This is a genomic window from Spirosoma oryzicola (genome assembly GCF_021233055.1).
In the GTDB taxonomy this organism is placed as follows: domain Bacteria; phylum Bacteroidota; class Bacteroidia; order Cytophagales; family Spirosomataceae; genus Spirosoma; species Spirosoma oryzicola.
Genome location: NZ_CP089538.1, coordinates 1,517,976 through 1,537,373, shown reverse-complemented (window position 1 = coordinate 1,537,373; position 19,398 = coordinate 1,517,976). Strand labels below are relative to the sequence as shown.

At 47.9% G+C, this 19,398-nt stretch carries 16 protein-coding genes and 1 riboswitch; of the genes, 11 read left to right on the top strand and 5 right to left on the bottom strand.

Features of this window, described 5'->3' with window-relative positions; translation table 11 throughout:
- Nucleotides 1-36: 36 nt before the first annotated feature.
- Nucleotides 37-657, top strand: a complete 621-nt coding sequence (locus tag LQ777_RS06195; RefSeq protein ID WP_232561654.1) for a type II toxin-antitoxin system HicA family toxin — start codon at nt 37-39, stop codon at nt 655-657.
- A gap of 79 nt (nt 658-736) precedes the next feature.
- On the opposite strand, the gene LQ777_RS06190 is transcribed toward LQ777_RS06195, so the two are convergent.
- The 4 genes from LQ777_RS06190 to metH all read right to left on the bottom strand — a co-directional run bounded on the left by LQ777_RS06190 (nt 737) and on the right by metH (nt 7,317).
- Nucleotides 737-1,384, bottom strand: coding sequence for a response regulator transcription factor (locus LQ777_RS06190; protein WP_232561653.1), 648 nt, complete (start codon nt 1,382-1,384; stop codon nt 737-739).
- A 102-nt stretch (nt 1,385-1,486) separates the two neighbouring features.
- Nucleotides 1,487-2,200: a sensor histidine kinase gene (locus tag LQ777_RS06185; RefSeq protein WP_232561652.1), complete on the bottom strand. Its 714-nt coding sequence runs from the start codon at nt 2,198-2,200 to the stop codon at nt 1,487-1,489.
- A gap of 50 nt (nt 2,201-2,250) precedes the next feature.
- A complete protein-coding gene (locus LQ777_RS06180) occupies nt 2,251-2,913 on the bottom strand; it encodes a hypothetical protein (protein ID WP_232561651.1) in 663 nt (220 codons plus the stop codon).
- Nucleotides 2,914-3,585: 672 nt separating this feature from the next.
- Nucleotides 3,586-7,317, bottom strand: a complete 3,732-nt coding sequence (gene metH / locus LQ777_RS06175; RefSeq protein WP_425276941.1) for a methionine synthase — start codon at nt 7,315-7,317, stop codon at nt 3,586-3,588.
- Nucleotides 7,318-7,469: 152 nt separating this feature from the next.
- Nucleotides 7,470-7,585, bottom strand: a riboswitch (SAM riboswitch).
- A 166-nt stretch (nt 7,586-7,751) separates the two neighbouring features.
- On the opposite strand from metH, the gene LQ777_RS06170 reads away from it, so the two are divergent.
- The 3 genes from LQ777_RS06170 to LQ777_RS06160 all read left to right on the top strand — a co-directional run bounded on the left by LQ777_RS06170 (nt 7,752) and on the right by LQ777_RS06160 (nt 11,058).
- Nucleotides 7,752-8,639, top strand: coding sequence for a Ppx/GppA phosphatase family protein (locus LQ777_RS06170; RefSeq protein WP_232561649.1), 888 nt, complete (start codon nt 7,752-7,754; stop codon nt 8,637-8,639).
- Nucleotides 8,640-9,071: 432 nt separating this feature from the next.
- On the top strand, nt 9,072-10,022 hold the full coding sequence (locus LQ777_RS06165) for a GNAT family N-acetyltransferase (RefSeq protein ID WP_232561648.1): 951 nt from the start codon (nt 9,072-9,074) through the stop codon (nt 10,020-10,022).
- Between the two features lie 130 nt (nt 10,023-10,152).
- Nucleotides 10,153-11,058, top strand: a complete 906-nt coding sequence (locus LQ777_RS06160) for a hypothetical protein (protein WP_232561647.1) — start codon at nt 10,153-10,155, stop codon at nt 11,056-11,058.
- Between the two features lie 201 nt (nt 11,059-11,259).
- Here the strand turns inward: LQ777_RS06160 and LQ777_RS06155 are convergent, their stop codons facing one another.
- A complete protein-coding gene (locus tag LQ777_RS06155) occupies nt 11,260-12,018 on the bottom strand; it encodes a hypothetical protein (protein WP_232561646.1) in 759 nt (252 codons plus the stop codon).
- Nucleotides 12,019-12,381: 363 nt separating this feature from the next.
- Between LQ777_RS06155 and pseB the strand changes: the two genes are divergently transcribed.
- The 7 genes from pseB (at nt 12,382) to pseI (ending at nt 19,120) form a co-directional block, all read left to right on the top strand.
- A complete protein-coding gene (pseB, locus tag LQ777_RS06150) occupies nt 12,382-13,422 on the top strand; it encodes a UDP-N-acetylglucosamine 4,6-dehydratase (inverting) (protein WP_232561645.1) in 1,041 nt (346 codons plus the stop codon).
- A gap of 59 nt (nt 13,423-13,481) precedes the next feature.
- On the top strand, nt 13,482-14,657 hold the full coding sequence (gene pseC, locus LQ777_RS06145; protein WP_232561644.1) for a UDP-4-amino-4,6-dideoxy-N-acetyl-beta-L-altrosamine transaminase: 1,176 nt from the start codon (nt 13,482-13,484) through the stop codon (nt 14,655-14,657).
- Entirely contained in the window at nt 14,654-15,355 is a 702-nt protein-coding gene (gene pseF, locus LQ777_RS06140; protein ID WP_232561643.1) for a pseudaminic acid cytidylyltransferase, read from the top strand. Before pseC ends, pseF begins: the two co-directional genes overlap by 4 nt.
- Nucleotides 15,348-16,382 carry a UDP-2,4-diacetamido-2,4,6-trideoxy-beta-L-altropyranose hydrolase gene (pseG, locus tag LQ777_RS06135; protein WP_232561642.1) on the top strand — a complete coding sequence of 345 codons (1,035 nt, stop codon included), beginning with the start codon at nt 15,348-15,350 and terminating at the stop codon, nt 16,380-16,382. The genes pseF and pseG overlap by 8 nt, the downstream gene beginning before the upstream one ends.
- 7 nt (nt 16,383-16,389) lie before the next feature.
- Nucleotides 16,390-16,932: a UDP-4-amino-4,6-dideoxy-N-acetyl-beta-L-altrosamine N-acetyltransferase gene (pseH, locus tag LQ777_RS06130; RefSeq protein WP_232561641.1), complete on the top strand. Its 543-nt coding sequence runs from the start codon at nt 16,390-16,392 to the stop codon at nt 16,930-16,932.
- 55 nt (nt 16,933-16,987) lie between these two features.
- The gene (locus tag LQ777_RS06125) at nt 16,988-17,926 is read left to right on the top strand and encodes a LamG domain-containing protein (protein WP_232561640.1); all 939 of its coding nucleotides are present in this window, start codon (nt 16,988-16,990) and stop codon (nt 17,924-17,926) included.
- Nucleotides 17,927-18,064: 138 nt separating this feature from the next.
- Entirely contained in the window at nt 18,065-19,120 is a 1,056-nt protein-coding gene (gene pseI, locus LQ777_RS06120; protein ID WP_232561639.1) for a pseudaminic acid synthase, read from the top strand.
- Nucleotides 19,121-19,398 lie beyond the last annotated feature (278 nt).

Below are 19,398 nucleotides of genomic sequence, written 5' to 3'. Positions count from 1 at the left end.
TGTCTATCTCGTTTTGTACTAGCTTGAATGTTCCCTATGAAAACTTCTGTACTTAATAAACTTCTCCAAGAAAAAGGTTGGGAAGTAATTCAGAAACACAAAGGTTATAATCTCCTTAGTCATTCGATTAAAAACAATGCCGCTTGCTTCGTTATTCCGACTACCAACTCGGAGAAAATCCCTACCGGTACGTTAAACGCCTTACTCCGGACAGCGTACAAATCAGGAACCGGTAGCCACTGGACAACGGTCCTGCGTCACACCAAGGTTTTTGAGGTTGTGATGGAGAAACAAGGAAAGTCCATCTGGGGGCGTATCGAAACGCCAAACATACTGGCCGCTGCTCGTGGTACCAGCGTTGAACAGGTAATCAACACCTTACAGGCAATCCTGACGAGCTGTGCCAGCGACGAAACGACCTGCTATCGTTCGGTGATAAATGCGATCGATTTCGTTCCTGTTTATGACACAACCGCCGTCTGGGATCTGTTTAGACAACTCAAAGCCAATCACATCGCCGGACATACAGGCATCGACCTAGAGTCCATCAACCGATTTATGACAGGGTCAACCTTCCCTTCGGTTGAGCAGGCAGAGCGCCTGGAGGCTTCAATTCATGAATTGGGCCGCCAACTCATGCAGCTATCGATTCGGTAAACGTTTATCCAGTAGCGTCAAGCCGAACGGTTATTCTTGCCCATTTGGTTTGACGCTATAATGAGTAATTTTTGCTGATCTACAACTCGACTAACCCGTGTCGGAAGGCTTCGATGACCATGCCGACCCGCGTTTTTACGCTCATTTTCTGAAAAACAACTTCACGGTAACCATCAACGGTTCTGGGGCTAACGCACATCTTATCAGCAATCTCGTTGTAAGTTAGTTCGCTACAAGCCATTTTCAGAAAATCGTACTCTCGACTATTAAGGTTGAATACGGGAGCCTCATTTCCCGTTTCAGCTGTATTCAGATTACGGATCAGTTGGGACGTCAGAAAGTCGGAATAGTAGAACCCTTTGTTGATTACTTCGTCCAGCGCCTGGCGAAATTCGACGGGTCGGCATCCTTTCAACAGGTAACCGCGCGCACCATTACGCATCATTCGAACAATGTATTCCTCCCGATCGGACATCGAAAGAGCCAGTACCCGAACGGTTGGATAATGCTGTCGAAGTTGGGCAGCCGTCTCAAATCCATCCATGTCGGGCATATGCAAGTCTACCAAGGCAATATCCGGCAAGGGACCATCACTCATGCGATTTAATAGATCACGACCATTGGCGGCTACGTAAAGGACCTCGTACCCATCAAATTTTTGAATGAGGTCCGAGAGAGCCTCAGCCAATAGCTGATGGTCATCAGCAATAGCAATAGAAGTGGGCATGTCTACGATGGGCGAAAATGATTATTCCCGAAAAGTAAACAGTGGCTTTATCACAGACAATAGCTGAATATAAGTATTTATGCTTTACCGATAATTAATATTTTAAACGGTTAGTTCGCGCGGCAGCTTGATCTCCACTTTCGTTCCCGCACCGGGATGGCTAACGATTGTACAGGTTCCTCCCAGCAGTCCTGCCCGTCGGTGCAGGTTAACCAGGCCAACCCCCGATTCATCTATTGTTCGCCGGGTTATATCTTCTTGGCGAAAACCACAGCCATCATCGGCAATGGACAGCGTAAACATGGCGTTCTGGTAGTCAGCCAGAATAGTTAGTTTTTGGGCGTTGGCGTGTTTCAACGCGTTGTTGAGTGCCTCCTGTACCATCCGAAGTAAAACGGTTTCGGTTTGCTCCCCAAGCGAATAGGTGTCTCCGGCGGTTGCCAGGTGTGTCTTCAACCGACCTGAGCGCTGGATTCGTTCGAGCTCTACCGTTAGACTGGGCACTAAACCAAACCGACGAACGGTATCCTGATCAAGTGTCTTCGCCAGTGCCCGCACATCGGTTATAATCGTCCGGATAATATCCCGCGTCTGATCCACCGAATATTTTGCATCTGGACCAGCAACGTCTTCGAGGACATTTAACCGCATCAGGGCTACCGTAAGCAGCTGACCTATGTTATCATGAAGCTCCTCACCGATTTGTTGAAAAGTCTGATTCTGAATTTCTAGCTGAGATTGGAGGAGTTCCCGCTGATACAGGTTTTTCATCTCCTCTTTATCACTCAAGTAGCGATGGTATTGACGTTGATGCATAAGCACAAATAGAATAGGAGCTACCGTTATTAAGAGCAAGAACAGGGTTGCTATGATGACGATTTCAACTTCTCCGGTGACTGCTTGCATCGTAATCCAATGAAAATATAAATGCACATCGCCAGAAAAACAAAGTTATGAACCCTCCATATTATACTAATATTGCTGTAGTGTTTACTAACGAGCATATTATACGTAAGGAAGATAAAAAAATTACTGGCGTAGTAGGTAAAAATACCGTTTACGTACCAGAAATCGCGTACGCCCAGAATGTTTTCTTTTGGTTGCCCCGATAGCTGTTTAGTATAATAGATCAAACTATACCCCGTCACTAACAAGCTGATAATCCCGAACGATACACTGTTAAACGTAATTTCAGTAGTAGCCTCCTGTACGTGGAAAAGTGAGATTACCTGAAACAAGACAACGATAGTAAGAACAAGTCGGGCTAGGACTGGCGACTTGTAGACATCAATAAAATAAAGAGAAAGAATAAAGAATGACCACGTAAAATTGAGCGTGTATACGTATAGGTTATCAATTTCTAATTCATTCAATAGATTCGCATAGCCATTAAACACGAACTGACAGGCTATATAATAGATAACGTAATTCCTCTTTAGCTGAACCAGTGTGGCTACAGCTAAAATAAGTAGTATCAAGGGAGGAATGGTATCGAAATAATCAATAGCCCTTCTAATAACTAACCACATGCCCGGCGAATACGAATCAGTAACGTTTTGCGTTTAACCACACCCAGGAGGTCTTGGACACCCATCGATTTCATCGTCACCAATAGTTTCCCCAAGGGAATTTTCACAAAACGCAATAACATGAGCGGGAAACACTTTATCCTTTCCAGGAGAGAAGGACAACCGGATAATAACATTGCTATCATCGTCGCATTCGCATTCCTCGATCAATCTAGCCATCTCGGCCCGACTGAACACAAATTCCAGCATACTAGTGTACAGGTGAATGGTTGTTATAGCTAAAGTAATCACCGAAATCAGGAATAGAAAGACATCGACTTACCGTAATAACACCCTTAAAGTTAAACTATTACAGATCAACTACTTACATATAAGTATATTGCCTAACCGCTGAAAATACGGGAATTTACCATAATCGAAACCGTGTTTCTCCCGTACTGATTTTGGGCAGATCTCCCCTACATACACAAAGACTTATAAGACAACTTTGTGCGGCTGATTTATCCGCTTATCCACCCATACATTCAGTTCTCTTTTAGAGGATCGTCCCGCCGGGTCTCCCCGGCGGTTCTTTGTTTACCGCATCACTGCCTTGGCAGACTTACCTTTTATAAAAAGAGAAGCCCCGGCTGTTATACGGCCGGGGCTTCTCTTTTTAGTTCGTATCCGTAATCAGGCATCGTAATTCAACACCGGTGCTAACCAGCGCTCAATTTCGTCAACGGGCATGTCCTTGCGCAAGGCGTAATCATGCACCTGATCTTTGTTTATTTTACCGACGGCGAAATACTTTGATTCAGGATGCGAGAAGTAAAAACCACTTACCGACGAAGCCGGATACATGGCAAAACTTTCAGTCAGTTCGATCCCAATTTTGTTCGCGTCCAGTAAGTTGAACAGCGTTGCTTTTTCAGTATGATCAGGGCAGGCCGGATAACCGGGTGCGGGGCGAATACCTTGATACGCTTCTTTGATAAGCTGTTCGTTGGTAAACGTCTCGCCCGTTGCGTAGGGCCAGAATTCAGTGCGGACCCGCTCATGCATCCGCTCGGCAAACGCTTCGGCCAGACGGTCGGCAATCGCCTTGACCATGATACTATTATAATCATCGTGGTCGCGTTCGTATTTGTCAAGCAAGGCTTCAATGCCAATTCCGGCGGTCACCGCGAAGCCGCCGATGTAGTCTTCGCGGCTGCTTTCGAGTGGAGCAATGAAGTCAGACAAACAGAAATTTGGCAAACCAGGTGCTTTCTGGTTTTGCTGACGCAGGAAGTGCAGCACCGTTTTGGTATCGTAGATCAACTCACCCGCCGGACCAACTGCCGTCTGCGACTGCGCCCGACTGATTTTGTACTCAATGTGACGGTGCGAACCATGCCGTTCACAAGGAATGTCGCGCTGGTATTCTTCGAAATCGTGGAGCAGCACATCGTCATCAGCCGAATTAGCCGGAAAGAACCCAACGACAGCCTTGGCTTTCAGCAATTTCTTATCGATGATTTCCTGCAAGAGTGTGTTGGCATCGTCGTAAAGCTGACGCGCTTCTTTGCCCACTACAGCATCGTCAAAAATTGCCGGATACTTGCCGTGTAACTGCCAGGTCTGGAAGAAAGGCGTCCAGTCGATGTATTTTGCCAGCTCAGCAATCGAGTAATCTTCGAAATAGCGATTGCCTAAGAAAGCAGGTTTTGTCGGTGTAAAATTACTCCAGTCGATCGACGTCCGATTTTCACGCGCTTTCTCGATGGTCAGGGTGGCTTTATCCTGCCGACGGCGGGCGTGGTCGTCGCGTAATTTGGCGTACTCAGTTTTTATTTCTGAGAAAATTGCGTCTCTCGTTGTCTGCTGTTCATTGACGAGCCGACCGGCCACCGGAACACTCCGGCTGGCATCCAGCACGTGAACAACCGGTCCTGAATAGTGCGGATCTATCTTAACCGCCGTGTGCATCCGAGAGGTCGTCGCTCCGCCGATTAGCAGCGGCATCGAGAATCCCTGCCGCTCCATTTCTTTAGCGACGCCCACCATCTCATCCAGCGACGGCGTAATCAGGCCGCTTAGCCCGATAATGTCTACGTTGTGCTTACGCGCTTCTTCCAGAATTTTCTGCGTTGGGACCATTACCCCAAGGTCGATGATCTCGTAGTTGTTACAACCCAGTACGACGCCAACGATATTTTTACCGATGTCGTGAACGTCGCCTTTAACGGTGGCTAGCAGAATTTTTCCAGCCGACGCCGACTCACCATCCGATTTTTCAGCTTCAATGAAGGGGGTTAGATAAGCAACCGCTTTTTTCATCACCCGCGCCGATTTGACGACCTGCGGCAGAAACATTTTCCCTTCGCCAAACAAGTCACCCACGACGTTCATACCGTCCATCAATGGTCCTTCGATCACGTGCAAAGGTCGCTCGACCTGCTGCCGGATTTCTTCAACATCCTGATCGATGTAGTCGGTGATGCCTTTGATGAGGGCGTATTTCAGTCGCTCACGAACCGGTTCGTTGCGCCAGCTTTCATCCTGCACCACCACTTTGCCTTTGGCTTTTACCGTTTCGGCAAATTCGACCAGTCGCTCGGTAGCATCGTCGCGCCGGTTTAGCAACACGTCCTCACAACGTTCCAGCAACTCTTTGGGAATGTTGTCATACACTTCGAGCTGACCAGCATTGACAATCCCCATGTCCAGTCCCGCCCGAATCGCGTGATACAAAAAGGCCGAGTGCATGGCCTCCCGCACAACGTCATTGCCCCGGAAGCTAAACGAAATATTCGACACCCCCCCACTGACTTTGGCAAGCGGCAGGTTTTCCTTGATCCAGCGCGTGGCGTTGATAAAGTCTACGGCGTAGTTGTTGTGTTCTTCGATACCCGTCGCTACCGTCAGAATGTTGGGATCGAAGATAATGTCCTGCGGATTGAAATTGACTTTATCAACCAGAATCCGGTAAGCGCGTTCGCAGATTTCGATCCGTCGTTCGTAGGAATCGGCCTGGCCAGATTCGTCAAACGCCATAACCACGGCTGCAGCCCCGTACCGTTTAACCAGGTTGGCCCGTTCGATAAACGCTTCCTCTCCTTCCTTGAGCGAAATAGAGTTGACAATGGCTTTTCCCTGAACGCATTTCAGACCGGCTTCGATCACTTCCCACTTCGACGAATCGACCATAATCGGAACGCGGGCAATATCGGGTTCGGCGGCAATCAGGTTCAGGAAGGTGGTCATGGCTTCTACCGAATCCAGCATCCCTTCGTCCATGTTCACGTCGATCACCTGCGCTCCACCTTCAACCTGCCCACGGGCAATGCTCAGGGCTTCGTCGTAATTTCCTTCCTTGATGAGCCGGGCGAATTTTTTCGATCCCGTCACGTTGGTCCGCTCACCGATGTTCAGGAAGTTGGTTTGTTCCGTGATCTTTAACGGTTCCAGACCGCTCAGTTTCTGGTACGGTTCGGGCTCCGGCAGCGGGCGGGGCGGGTACTTGGCGGCTACCCTGGCAATCGCCTGAATGTGATCCGGGGTTGATCCACAACAGCCACCAACGATATTGACAAAGCTATCACGGATGAACCCTTCGACCTGCGAGGCCATGCTATCGGGCGTTTCGTCATACTCGCCAAATTCGTTGGGCAGTCCCGCGTTCGGATAGGCCGACGTAAAAAATGGGGCTTCCTTGGCCAGCGTCTGAATGTAAGGCCGCATCAGCTCGGCACCAAGGGCACAGTTCAGGCCAACGCTCAGCAAGGGCAAGTGCGAAACCGAATACAGGAAAGCCTCCGTCGTTTGTCCCGACAGGGTTCGCCCACTAGCATCGGTAATCGTACCCGACACCATGATGGGCAGGACCCGCTGCTGCGGATTCAAGGCAAAGTATTTATCGATAGCAAACAACGCAGCTTTCGCGTTAAGCGTATCGAAGATGGTTTCGATTAGCAATAAATCCGAACCGCCTTCGACTAGACCACTTACCTGCTCGTAATACGCACTGACGAGTTCGTCGAACGTAATGGCGCGGTAGCCCGGATTGTTGACATCGGGTGATAGCGAAGCGGTGCGGTTGGTGGGCCCCATTGCCCCCGCCACAAAGCGCGGTTTATCCGGGTTCTGGTTCGTTATTTCTACGGCGGCCTCCTTGGCAATCCGGGCCGACTCATAGTTCAGTTCGTAGGCCAGCTCTTCCATGTGGTAATCCGCCATGGCGATGGTCGTACTACTGAACGTGTTGGTTTCGATAATATCCGCTCCGGCTTCCAGATATTGCTTATGAATCTCCTGAATGATACCGGGCTGCGTAATCGACAGCAAATCGTTGTTTCCTTTTACATCATGCGGATAGTCCTTAAAGCGCTCCCCTCGGTAGTCTTCCTCGGTAAGATTGTAACGTTGAATCATCGTTCCCATCGCACCGTCGAGAACAAGAATTCGCTTTTTCAGAAGGTCTGTAATCAGTTCCAAGTGATCCAAAAGTTTATAAAGTCATAGGCATGCCAGGAGCAGCCTTAAAGCAATTCGCTACAAGAAGGGGCTTATCAGGAGAAGAGAGCAGGAATGCTAACTTATCTGTCCCCACAAAACCGGGGTGGAATGCGGCACCTTTTCCGACTCTAAACTAAGCGGCTGGTTGCCAAGACATCGTAGGGTCCAGTCCCTCCGTCTTTCTTGATAAGCACTTAAGCAAAGATATAGGTTATAGCCATAGTCCCCAAAAATAACCTATTTTTGGCCGAACAATTGACGGATGAATTTAGTAAATGGGATAACTGACTGGTTAGCAGTTCTGCCCTGATTCGCATAGGCGCTCTTCTAACAAACCAGTCTCTCACGCTTTATATTTGATGAAACTAGCAGCCATTGATATCGGTTCCAATGCGGCTCGTCTGCAAATCTCAACGGTATTACACAACGACGAGGTAATAAGCTTCAAGCGCGTCGAATACGTACGATTTCCTCTTCGCCTTGGGCACGATGTGTTCAATTTTGGTGAACTGACGCCCGAAAGTGAAGCCCGGACGGCTAAACTCATGCAGGTCTATAAACTGCTGATGGAACTGCATGAAGTCGAAGATTACATGGCCTGTGCCACATCAGCCATGCGCGAATCGTCGAACGGACACGAAGTTGCCAAACGAATCGAAGCCTTAACGGGCATCAAAATACACATCATCGACGGTAGCAAAGAAGCCGAACTGATCAACAACGTGGTCGTGCAGGCCCTCGACGACCGGCAGTTTCTGCACATCGATGTGGGCGGAGGCAGTACGGAGTTAAACCTGTACAAGAACCGGCAGAAAATCAATTCCAAATCGTTTAAAATTGGGTCGGTTCGGCTGCTGGAAGGCAAAGAAACCAAAGGTGCCTGGCGGAAAATTGAAGATTGGGTAGAAGACAACGTTGATTCGTCGGAAGAAATCACGGCGGTTGGTACGGGCGGTAACATCAGCAAGCTGTTCAACTTGGCGTCTAAGACATCCGAATCGGAAACCACCCGAGCCGAGATTGAACGGATTCGCAACCACATTGCGGGTTTCAGTCAGGAAGATCGAATCAACAAACTCCGTCTGAACGCCGACCGCGCCGATGTCATTGTTCCAGCCGCCGACATTTACGTATCGGTCATGAAATGGGCCGGGGCCAATACAATTATCGTCCCAGACTTGGGCTTGAAAGACGGGATCATTCAGTTGGTTTACTCCCAATGGAAGAAGAAAAAACACCTTTCTTAAGATTGGTAGCCCTAGACAGCCAACAAAAAATCCCGACGAAATAACATCATCGGGATTTCTAATTGACATATTCTCTCTTACAATTTTATCAGCTGACCAGTTTATTTGCGTCCTGATCGGCATCTGTGTCGCTGTGAACCGGCTTTATCCATCGGTCAGCGCCGTATATCTGTATCTAAAAAAGGTTCTATCGTTTAACTTTTGCGAGTAGTTCCTACCCATCCGGCTCACGGCGAAACCAAAAACACTTCTTTTTCTGGTTAGAAACTACCTTCTTACGACTCCGTAGTACGGAAGTGGTCACTTCATTTTGTAGACTATTCGCCATACGCTTTTGCCGATGGCATAAAAGTTGACTAAGCCCAATAAATCGGTTGCTTTCAAAACCGATCGAGTGCCCGCTCTATCAGGAAGCGTTTGGCAGCCTAAGTAATGATTGACTACACAATTCTGCACCAATTTAGTCCCGAAGCCTCCAGCGTTCCCTTGTTTAGTCAACCCGGCTTTTTCTTCAATGAGATCGAGCATCTCCGTCAGCAACAAAACGGAGCCTTTCATTTGCTCACCGTTCTCAACCAACAGACTCAGCAAGCCGAAGCCCGATGTGCTTTTTTTGTCAGTGATCAGGTAGCAATGAGTCCCGGTGCTGCCCCGTTTGGTTCGGTCGAATTCAGCAATACGCTCCCGGACGATCTAATCGAGGAGTTTATAGGCTGCATTCAGGACACGGCTCGTACCAACGGCGCTCGTGCATTACGGCTGGTTAACTATCCGCACTGTTACGCACCCACGCAGGCCGAACAGCTTACTCGTATTCTGGAGAAGCACGAATTTGCGCTTCTCGAAAACCACCAAAATTTCTTTCTTCCCGTTACCGAAACAGCGTTCGAGTCAAAGCTAGTGGCGTCCGAACGCCGGCGGTTACGCAAGTGCAGAGAGGCCCATTTCCGGTTTACGCAGGGGTCTCTTCCCGATGTAAAAGAAGTCGCTGCTTTTTTACAAGATAGCCGACACAAACAAGGGTATCGACTTACGCTTGGCACGAATTATTTGATCACTCTTTTACAGAACTTCCCCCACCAGTTTCCGGTCTTTACCGTCCGGCATAGAGAAAAGCTCATTGCCTTGACGGTTGCAGTACGGGTACGGCACGACATTTTGTATAGCTTTCTTCCCGCGTCGCACCCCGACTACCGAACGTTTAGCCCAATGGTACTGCTCCTGGATTGCGTATTCACTTACTGCCAGCAACAAGGTATTCGCGTACTCGACCTGGGTGTATCGCTTGACGCTGACCGGCAACCCAAACTCAGCCTTATTCGTTTCAAGCAAAACCTCGGTGCACAATCATCGCCCAAGCTCACATTCGAGAAAAAGTTGTAGACAGGAACTACGATCTTCTGGACCGTTGCCGCTTACGTCGTTTAGGCCACTTTCCCATTGATGACAGTCCGTTCTGGTGTTTTTTTCGTTATTTTGTATAAAAAAGGGTATCCCATCCGGTACTGACCGCATGCTTGAAGCTGCTTTTAATTCCATAAGTCGATTTCTGGGCGAGTTATTCAAATCGCTTCTTTCCCTGATAAAAGTGGTGATCCGTGGTCGCCACCGAACTCGACTACCCGCCCGCCAGCTCCCTGTCTGCTCGGTTCTGGGTAACGGTCCGTCCTTAAACGAGTCCCTGACCGAACACTTCGATTTTATCCGTCGAACGGAAATGGTTTGCGTCAACAACTTTGCCCACGCCGACATTTTTCTCCGTCTCAAGCCGCAGAACTACGTTATTTCTGACCCAAACTATTTTGTCTTTACCGAACAGACCACCGACCGCGACGACATCCGCCGTACCTTGTCGGTCTTTCTGGAGCAGGTGAAATGGCCTATGACCTTGTACGTACCTCATTTTGCAAAAGGGTCGTATCTGCTTGGTCAGATTGAACGTGGCAATCCGCAGATCAAGCCTGTTTATTTCAATTATACCGTGGTCAGCGGTTTTCAGCGGCTCACATACTGGCTGTACGCCAATGGCTTTGGAATGCCTCAGGCCCAAACGGTTATCATTGCGGCTTTGACGTTGATGATCAACCGCCGGTTCGAAACCATTTATCTGTTTGGTGCGGATACCTCTTGGCATGAGCAGATCAGGCTGAACGACCAAAATCAGTTATTGATCAAGCAGATCCATTTCTACGACAAGCCTAGTGACGTGAAGCATGAACCCGTATACTCCGATAAGTTTCGGCAGCGCACCTTCTCGATGGCTTCGCAGTTCCTGTCCTTACACAAGGTGTTTAGAGGCTATGAGGTGATTCGACATTACGCCGATTCGCGGGGGGTTACGATCCTGAACGCCAGTGCCAAAAGCTACATCGACGCTTTCGAACGAGCCCAGATAGCGAACACAGTGCCGAGTAAATAAGGTAGTTGATACACAAACGCCCGACTACATCACAGTAGCCGGGCGTTTTCTTTATTGGCGCTATTTAAACTTTATTATTTCTTCTCCAGAAGCTGCTTGACCAGTTGCTTTAACTCGCCGACTTCCGCCTTTAGCTGCTGTAATTCCTGCTGTTTAGCCCGGTCTGCTTTTTCCAGTTGAATGCTGTAGTATATGCCTTTGCTAGTTGAACGTAACGGTTGCCTGGATAGGTTTTTTGCTGATGTAATCCAGCAGGCAGTAGATAAATACCACCAGACCTGTCATTTCCATCAACTCTTCCAGGTGGGTCACAAGACTATAGTGCAAGTTAAAAAACCCTTCATCGACGATCACAGCCGACCCAATTACTTCCAACCCTATTGCTCCACCAACGTAAGTCGCTCCGGCCAAGATCATCAGACTAGCAGTACGACGGGGCAACGCGAGCAAAAAAGGAATAAAAAAAACGAATACGGCCACAACGAATAACATTCCAGGAATCACCCAGGTCCAATGTAAGTATTTACTGGCTGGCACGTTTCCCTGCAAGGTACTGACATTGAGAAGTTCATGAAAACTCGTTGATTCATCCATGGCCAGCAACAGAAAAATGATTGATAATATAGACCAATGCTGACGCTTTACCTGGCTGGGTCCTTTGATCAATTTAGCCAGTTGCAGAAGAACGCTCGACAGCAGCAGCAGACAGGCGTTGTAGAACGTGGGAATGTTTAATTCTGAATCAACATACGTTTTGTCAATCAGATGCTCGATGTAACGATGCCATTGAAATCCCTGAGCACTCGCGTATAAACGAGCGTACATACCAGCGAAACTGATAATAACGAACAGGAAGGCTATGCCAAATAACGTGAGCGCAATCGCACGGGTAGACAGTGATACATGCGTATAATTGAACTTTTTACCGTAAAGGGATTTACTAGGATTCTGGATATTCATCAAAATTGTCGTTACCTAAACTTAATCTTACTTCAGTAAACGGATATATCCTGTAGGTAACCTCTTAGTTTGAAATAGACGGCTGTACCATCTGGATAAATAGGTAACGGTCCGGCCTAGACGCCTGTAGCCAGAAGCTTCACCTATATACACCTATCGTCAGAGCGCTTGAGACAAGGCTAGATGAAGCTGGAGAAACAGCAGCGACATACCTGCGAAGCGAGGAAGGTTCTTTACGGCGAGATGGTGACGGAATCCGTAAGAAATAACCCTACCTTTGTGGGTAGAAGCATTAAAGAAGTGCGTTCTTCTTAACCCGGCAACCGTGGTCTATAGAAAACCGCCCAGCATAGGTAATTACGTATGAATCAAATCAATACGGGTCAACCGTTTGACCTAACCAATAAATCGATTTTAGTTACGGGCGGCACCGGCTCATTTGGCAAGAAATTCATTGAAATGGTGTACCAGCGTTACCCGAATATCAAACGGCTGGTTGTCTATTCGCGCGACGAGCTGAAACAGTTCGAGTTGTCGCAGCATTACCCGCATTCGAAGTACAAGTCCATCCGCTTTTTCATCGGCGATGTGCGCGACAGCGAGCGCCTGAAACGGGCCTGCGAAGGCATTGACATTATTGTACACGCTGCCGCGCTCAAGCAGGTACCGGCTGCAGAATACAACCCGATGGAGTGTATCAAAACCAATGTCTTCGGGGCCGAAAATGTCATCAATGCCGCCCTGGACAACGGCGTTCAGCGCGTCGTAGCCCTTTCGACGGATAAAGCAGCCGCACCCATCAACCTCTATGGGGCCACGAAACTCTGCTCCGACAAACTGTTTGTGGCCGCCAATAACATGAAAGGCAGTCGCGACCTTCGGTTCTCGGTGGTTCGGTATGGTAACGTTATCGGATCGCGGGGGTCGGTCGTACCGTTCTTTCTGGAGAAGCGAAAAGACGGTATGCTACCCATTACCCACCCCGACATGACGCGCTTCAACATTTCACTGGAAGAAGGGGTAGAAATGGTTTTGTACGCGCTCGAACATGCCTGGGGCGGTGAAATTTTTGTACCTAAAATTCCATCGTATCGCATCACCGACGTAGCGACCGCTATCGGCCCCAACTGCGAACAAAAGCTCGTCGGCATTCGTCCCGGAGAGAAACTGCATGAGGAAATGATTACGGAAACGGATTCGTTGAACACGGTCGAAACGGACAAGTATTACGTCATCACCCCATCGACGCCTACCTGGAGCATGGACGATTACATGAACGCGTTCAACGGTCGACAGGTCGAGATGGGGTTCAAATACAATTCCGGCACCAACACTGAATGGCTCAACGTCGAGCAGATCCGCGAGCAGATCCGCGAACATGTCGATCCTGCTTTTCAGGTGTAGTTTTCCTGTAATTCGGCTGAACGTAACTTTCTAAATGCAGGCGTTTGCCTTTCTTGTTCATGAATCAACCCATTCCATACGGTCGCCAGCACATTACGGACGAGGACATTGCCGCCGTCGCGGAGGTGCTGAGGGGCCCTTTTCTAACCCAGGGACCGCATATTGCTGCCTTTGAAGCGGCTTTTGCACAGTACATCGGTTGTCGGTACGCCGTGGCCCTCGCTAACGGTACGGCGGCTTTGCACCTGAGTTGCCTGGCGCTCGGCGTTACCGAAGGCACCCGCGTCATCACGACACCGATCACGTTTTCGGCATCGGCGAACTGCGTCCGGTATTGCGGTGGCGAGGTTTTCTTCGCGGATATCGATTCCGAAACTGCCTTGCTCGATGTTAATGCCGTTCGTGCTTTATTAGAACAACATCCGAAAGGGTATTTTGCGGGTATCATTCCGGTCGATTTTGCCGGTTATCCGGTTGACATGGCAGCCTTTCGCGAATTGGCGGACGAGTTCGGGCTTTGGCTGCTGGAAGACAGTTGTCACGCACCGGGGGCGTCTTTTGTTGATCAAAACGGAATCGAACACCGCTGTGGTGATGGTTCACTGGCCGAGCTGGCTATTTTCAGTTTCCATCCGGTCAAGCATATTGCTGCGGGCGAAGGCGGTATGATTACCACTAACGACGAAGCGTTGTATAATCACCTGCTTCGGCTTCGCACCCACGGCATTACCAACAAACCCGGCGACTTTACAGCACCCTACGACGGCGAACCCGAGCGGGGTGGCTGGTACATGCAGTTGCAGGAATTGGGTTACAATTACCGCCTTACCGACATGCAGGCCGCTCTGGGAACGAGCCAGTTGAAGCGGGTAGACGCTATGATGACGCGTCGGCAGGCGATTGCCCAACGATACGACGAGGCATTTGCAAACTCTCCCCTTACGACTATCGTTCCGCCCCAAGGCGTCAGCCATGCGTATCACCTGTACATCATTCAGGTAGATGACCGCAAAGAGCTGTACGATTTTCTGCGGGCGAGAAACATCATGGCGCAGGTCCATTATATTCCGGTGCATCTGATGCCGTACTACCAGCAATTTGGCTGGAAACCGGGCGATTTCCTGAATGCCGAACGCTATTATGCCCGTTGCCTGAGCTTGCCGATGTTCCCAACGCTAACGGACGATGAGCAGGATTACGTCGTTGCTTCGGTCAAGGAATTTATGGGCGCATGAGTACGGTAGCGATCATTACCGCGCGGGGTGGCAGCAAACGTATTCCGCGAAAAAACATCCGGCCTTTTCTGGGTAAACCCATCATTGCGTACGCCATTGACGCGGCCCTCCACTCGAATCTGTTCGATGAGGTTATGGTGTCGACGGATGACGAAGAAATTGCCGCCATCGCCCGGCAGTATGGCGCAGTGGTTCCATTTCTGCGTCAAAGTAAAACTTCGGGGGATCATGCCTCTACAATCGATGTGTTATTGGAAGTATTAGACGAGTATGAATTAATAGGCCGTACGTATGAGTCGCTTTGCTGCATATACCCAACGGCTCCATTCATCACTTCTCAATTATTAAAAACTTCGTATGAGTTGCTTTTGGAAAAGCAAGTTGACATTGTTTATCCACTCCAACAATTCTCATTTCCCATCCAGCGAGCATTTAAACTCAACTCCGGTATAATAACCTGGGCTGACCCTAACTCATTTTTATTACGCTCTCAGGATCTGGAACCTATGTATCACGATACAGGGCAGTTTTATTGGTTCAATGTGAACCCATTGCGCCAACATCAGAGGCTAGCAAATTTAACCGCTGGAGGTATAGTGATTGACGAAATGCACGCACATGACATTGATACGGAAGATGATTGGCAAATAGCAGAATTTAAGTACCGCTTGCTTCACAACATGCATTCTTATGACTGACTCTTGCATAGCAAAACTTATTTTTCGAGTCGATGGAGGTCCTCAAATAGGCTTAGGTCATATTATACGTTGTATGGCGATAGCGGATATGATTAAATCGTTATTTCGTATCAGTTTTTTGGTTCAAAATCCCTCTGCTTCTGTAAAAAGCTTGATTACAGAATCTTCTTTTGACATTGTTGATTTACCAGAAACTAGTGATTATGCAGTTGACGCCAATAATCTGATCAATCATCTGACTGGCCAGGAGTTTGTTATACTGGACGGCTATTCATTCGGATCTGATTATCAGAAACTAATTAAACGACACTGCCATACACTGATTGCCATCGACGATTTAATAGCCTGGCACCAGTATGCTGACGTTGTGATCAATCACGGAGGGAATGCCCGTATGTCAGACTATCAAGCGGAATCGTACACCCGATTCTTACTTGGAACAGACTATAGCTTACTCAGAAAGCCATTTCTGGAAGCTGGCATGAGAACTTCCTTCAAAACATTATCTACATTTTATCCCCATAAAGTTTTAGTCAATCTTGGGGGCGCGGACCCTGAAAATATAAGCAAGAGAGTTGTAAATAGCTTGCTCAAAGAAACCGTGGCGAATCAGATAGTCGTTGTAGCTGGCGCGGCAAATACGCACTACGATCTAGCTGAAAATGAAGAAGAAAACCGCGTACAGGTTCGGCGAAACCTTACCTCGCAAGAGATGGTTTCGGCCATTCAAGAATGTGACGTAAGCATTCTGTCGTGCAGTACTATCTCTTACGAAGCAGCAACCGTTGGCAAACCATTTATTGGCATATTAACTGCTGACAATCAATCTTTTCTGAGTCAATTTTATGCAGATAACCAAATTGCATTAGCCGTTTTAAAGAAAGACTTTACTGATGCCGAACTAAACGATAGCCTGTCATTGCCAGTCTCTCGAATAAATACCAGTCTGTTTAATCAACGTCGATTTTTTGACGGTCGATCAGAAGAAAGAATCACCAAATTTTTCCGAGAATTACTAGTAAACTAATTAATCGATGGATATCGAACTAACGCCATTAACCGAAGAAGATATTGAGCTGGTACGGACTTGGCGTAACATGCCTGAAGTGTCTCAATATATGTACACTAGTGAAATGATCACTTACGAGCAACAAGCGAGTTGGTTTGCTCGTATCAAGAACGATTCCACCTGTCGTTATTGGGTCATTACGTACAACAATCAAAAGGTCGGGTTAGCGTCGATAACCGGCCTAAATCACACGCTGAGCAGTTGCTACTGGGCATTTTATCTAGGCGACGTTACGATTCGGAAAGGAGGGTTGGGAGCTAAAATAGAATTTCGCGTGCTTGATTATGTTTTTGGTGAGCTAAAGCTCAACAAGCTCCGTTGTGAAGTGATGACCTTCAATGAAAAGGTGATTAGTATGCACGAGAAGTTCGGTTTTAGACGCGAAGCTTATTATCGTCAGCATGTAAAGAAAGACGGCATCTGGCAGGACGTTGTTGGCCTAGCTATTTTAAAATCAGAATGGGAATCTTATCGTACCGTAATGCAAAATAAAATTTATCGCATTTGAAATTTTCGTAATAATATTACTAATTGAATATAATTTAAGTAAACGAATTTACTCTATGGCATACAAACTACTTTTCTATACTTTCCTATTATTTGTATATTCTTGTTCCGCTTTTGGACAAGCCGCTAACCAATTAGTAGCCTGCTATTCGTTCAGTGGTAACGCTGATGACGGCTTCGGTCCCAATCACGGCACTGTCGTCAGAGCTACTCTTACCAGTGACCGATTTGGTAACCCTTCTAGCGCTTATTTCTTTGATCGTAACGCCTATATAGATTTACCAGCGGCACCGTTCACTAATCCAACTTACACCCTATCGGCATGGGTAAAACTCGCTTCATTTCCCGTCGAGGACGGCGCTTACACGATTTTCTCATTTAGTGAGCCAAACCAGTGTCTTACTTTAACAAACCGGCCTATTTACGGAGGAAATGTATGGAATTTCTTTTCTTACAATACAACGGGATCGATTATTACAACCCGGTTGGTTAGTCTCGATACTTGGACGCACTTAACAGCTATCAGAGCAGCTAACGCATTAATTTTTTACATAAATGGGGAGAAAGTTCAGACCGTACCCATCTACCCTAATGGTCCACTTACGTATACCTGCCCGCTACAAGCCTGCATAGGTATCCGACCAACTCAGAATACACTTATTCAACCATTCCATGGAGCTATCGATGATGTTCGGGTGTACCGTGGAGTATTATCTGATGCTGAGGTACGAGCTTTGTATTATGCAACGAACTGCCAAACTGATTTTACGCTCAATCCTATTACCGCTCAGCCGTATGTTTCTCTTCGAGATGGCAACTGGAATGATCCAACTGTATGGTCGTGTGGTTGTATTCCAACTGCTACTGATGCTGTTCAGATAAGACATATCATTACAGTCCCTACAGCTTATCAAGCTAATGCATTTCGAGTATATATTAATGGAGCTGCTCGATTAACCTACGGACTTGGTGGGCGGCTAGTCCTTACTCATTGATTGGCTATTCTCGTTCAAAAGCGGTAAATTTGAGGGTGCGAGTATATGAAAATAGGCAAAAATCAGGGCGTTTAGGTTCCAATTTTGTACTAAAATATATGTACGCCTAATCAACAGAATATAAACAGTAAACAAATAATGAATCATCCGATTCAGGTTGCCCATCATGTTATTAGCCCAATCCATAGGCCATTTGTTATCGCTGAAATGTCGGGCAATCACAATCAGTCGCTCGACCGGGCACTTGAAATCGTTGATGCCGTAGCCGACGCGGGGGCTCACGCACTCAAACTTCAAACCTACACGCCCGACACCATCACGTTCAATGGGGCATCGGAGGAGTTTTACATTCGGGATACCAAGTCGCTTTGGGCCGACAAAAATCTGTACAAACTGTACGCTGAAGCCTACACGCCCTGGGAATGGCACAAGCCTATTTTCGAACACGCCAAGAAACGGGGCATGATCGCCTTCAGTTCTCCGTTCGACACCACCGCCGTCGATTTTTTAGAATCGCTCGACGTGCCGCTGTACAAGATTGCATCGTTTGAAAATACCGATCATATTCTTCTGAAAAAGATCGCGCAGACGGGAAAACCAGTCATTATGAGCACCGGCGTAGCAACGGTGGCCGATTTAGACGAGTCGGTGAAGGTGCTCCGGGCGAACGGATGCCAAGACCTGATTCTGCTTAAGTGTACGAGTACCTACCCAGCCACGCCCGAAACGACTAACCTGCTTACCATTCCGCACATGCAGCAGTTGTTCAATGTACATGTTGGTCTTTCTGACCATACGATGGGCATTGGCGCGGCAGTCGCTGCGGTAGCATTGGGGGCCGTTGTCCTCGAAAAACACGTTACCTTACGACGGGCCGACGGGGGCGTTGATTCAGCTTTTTCGCTGGAACCTGACGAACTCAAAAACCTCGTCATCGAAACTGAGCGCGCGCATCTGGCTATGGGTCACGTCAGCTACGAAATGACGGCTAAAGAGCAGAAGAGTCTGCAATTTAAACGGTCGCTCTACGTCGTGCGTGACGTAAAAGCGGGCGAACCGTTTACCACTGACAATGTGCGCAGCATTCGCCCGGCGTATGGTCTGCACACCCGCTACTACAACACCATACTTGGTAAAACTGCCGCAGCCGATATTGCCGCCGGCACCGCCCTGGAATGGGGTTTGATCAATTAATTGTGATTGAGTGATTGGGTGATTGAGTGAGTTACTTATGTACGTTTTATTCACTCAACCATTTATTCACTCAATCACTCCTTCGCACAAATGGGTATAATTAAACGGCAAACTATTCAAAGTTCTATTTACGCTTACGCAGGCGTAGGAGTTGGTTTTCTTACACAAGGTCTTTTCTTTCCTCACCTATTCAGCAAGGAACAAATCGGTTTACTGTCGTTGTTAATTTCAGTTTCTCTGATTTTAGCCCAAGCATCTAATCTTGGTCTAAACAGCGC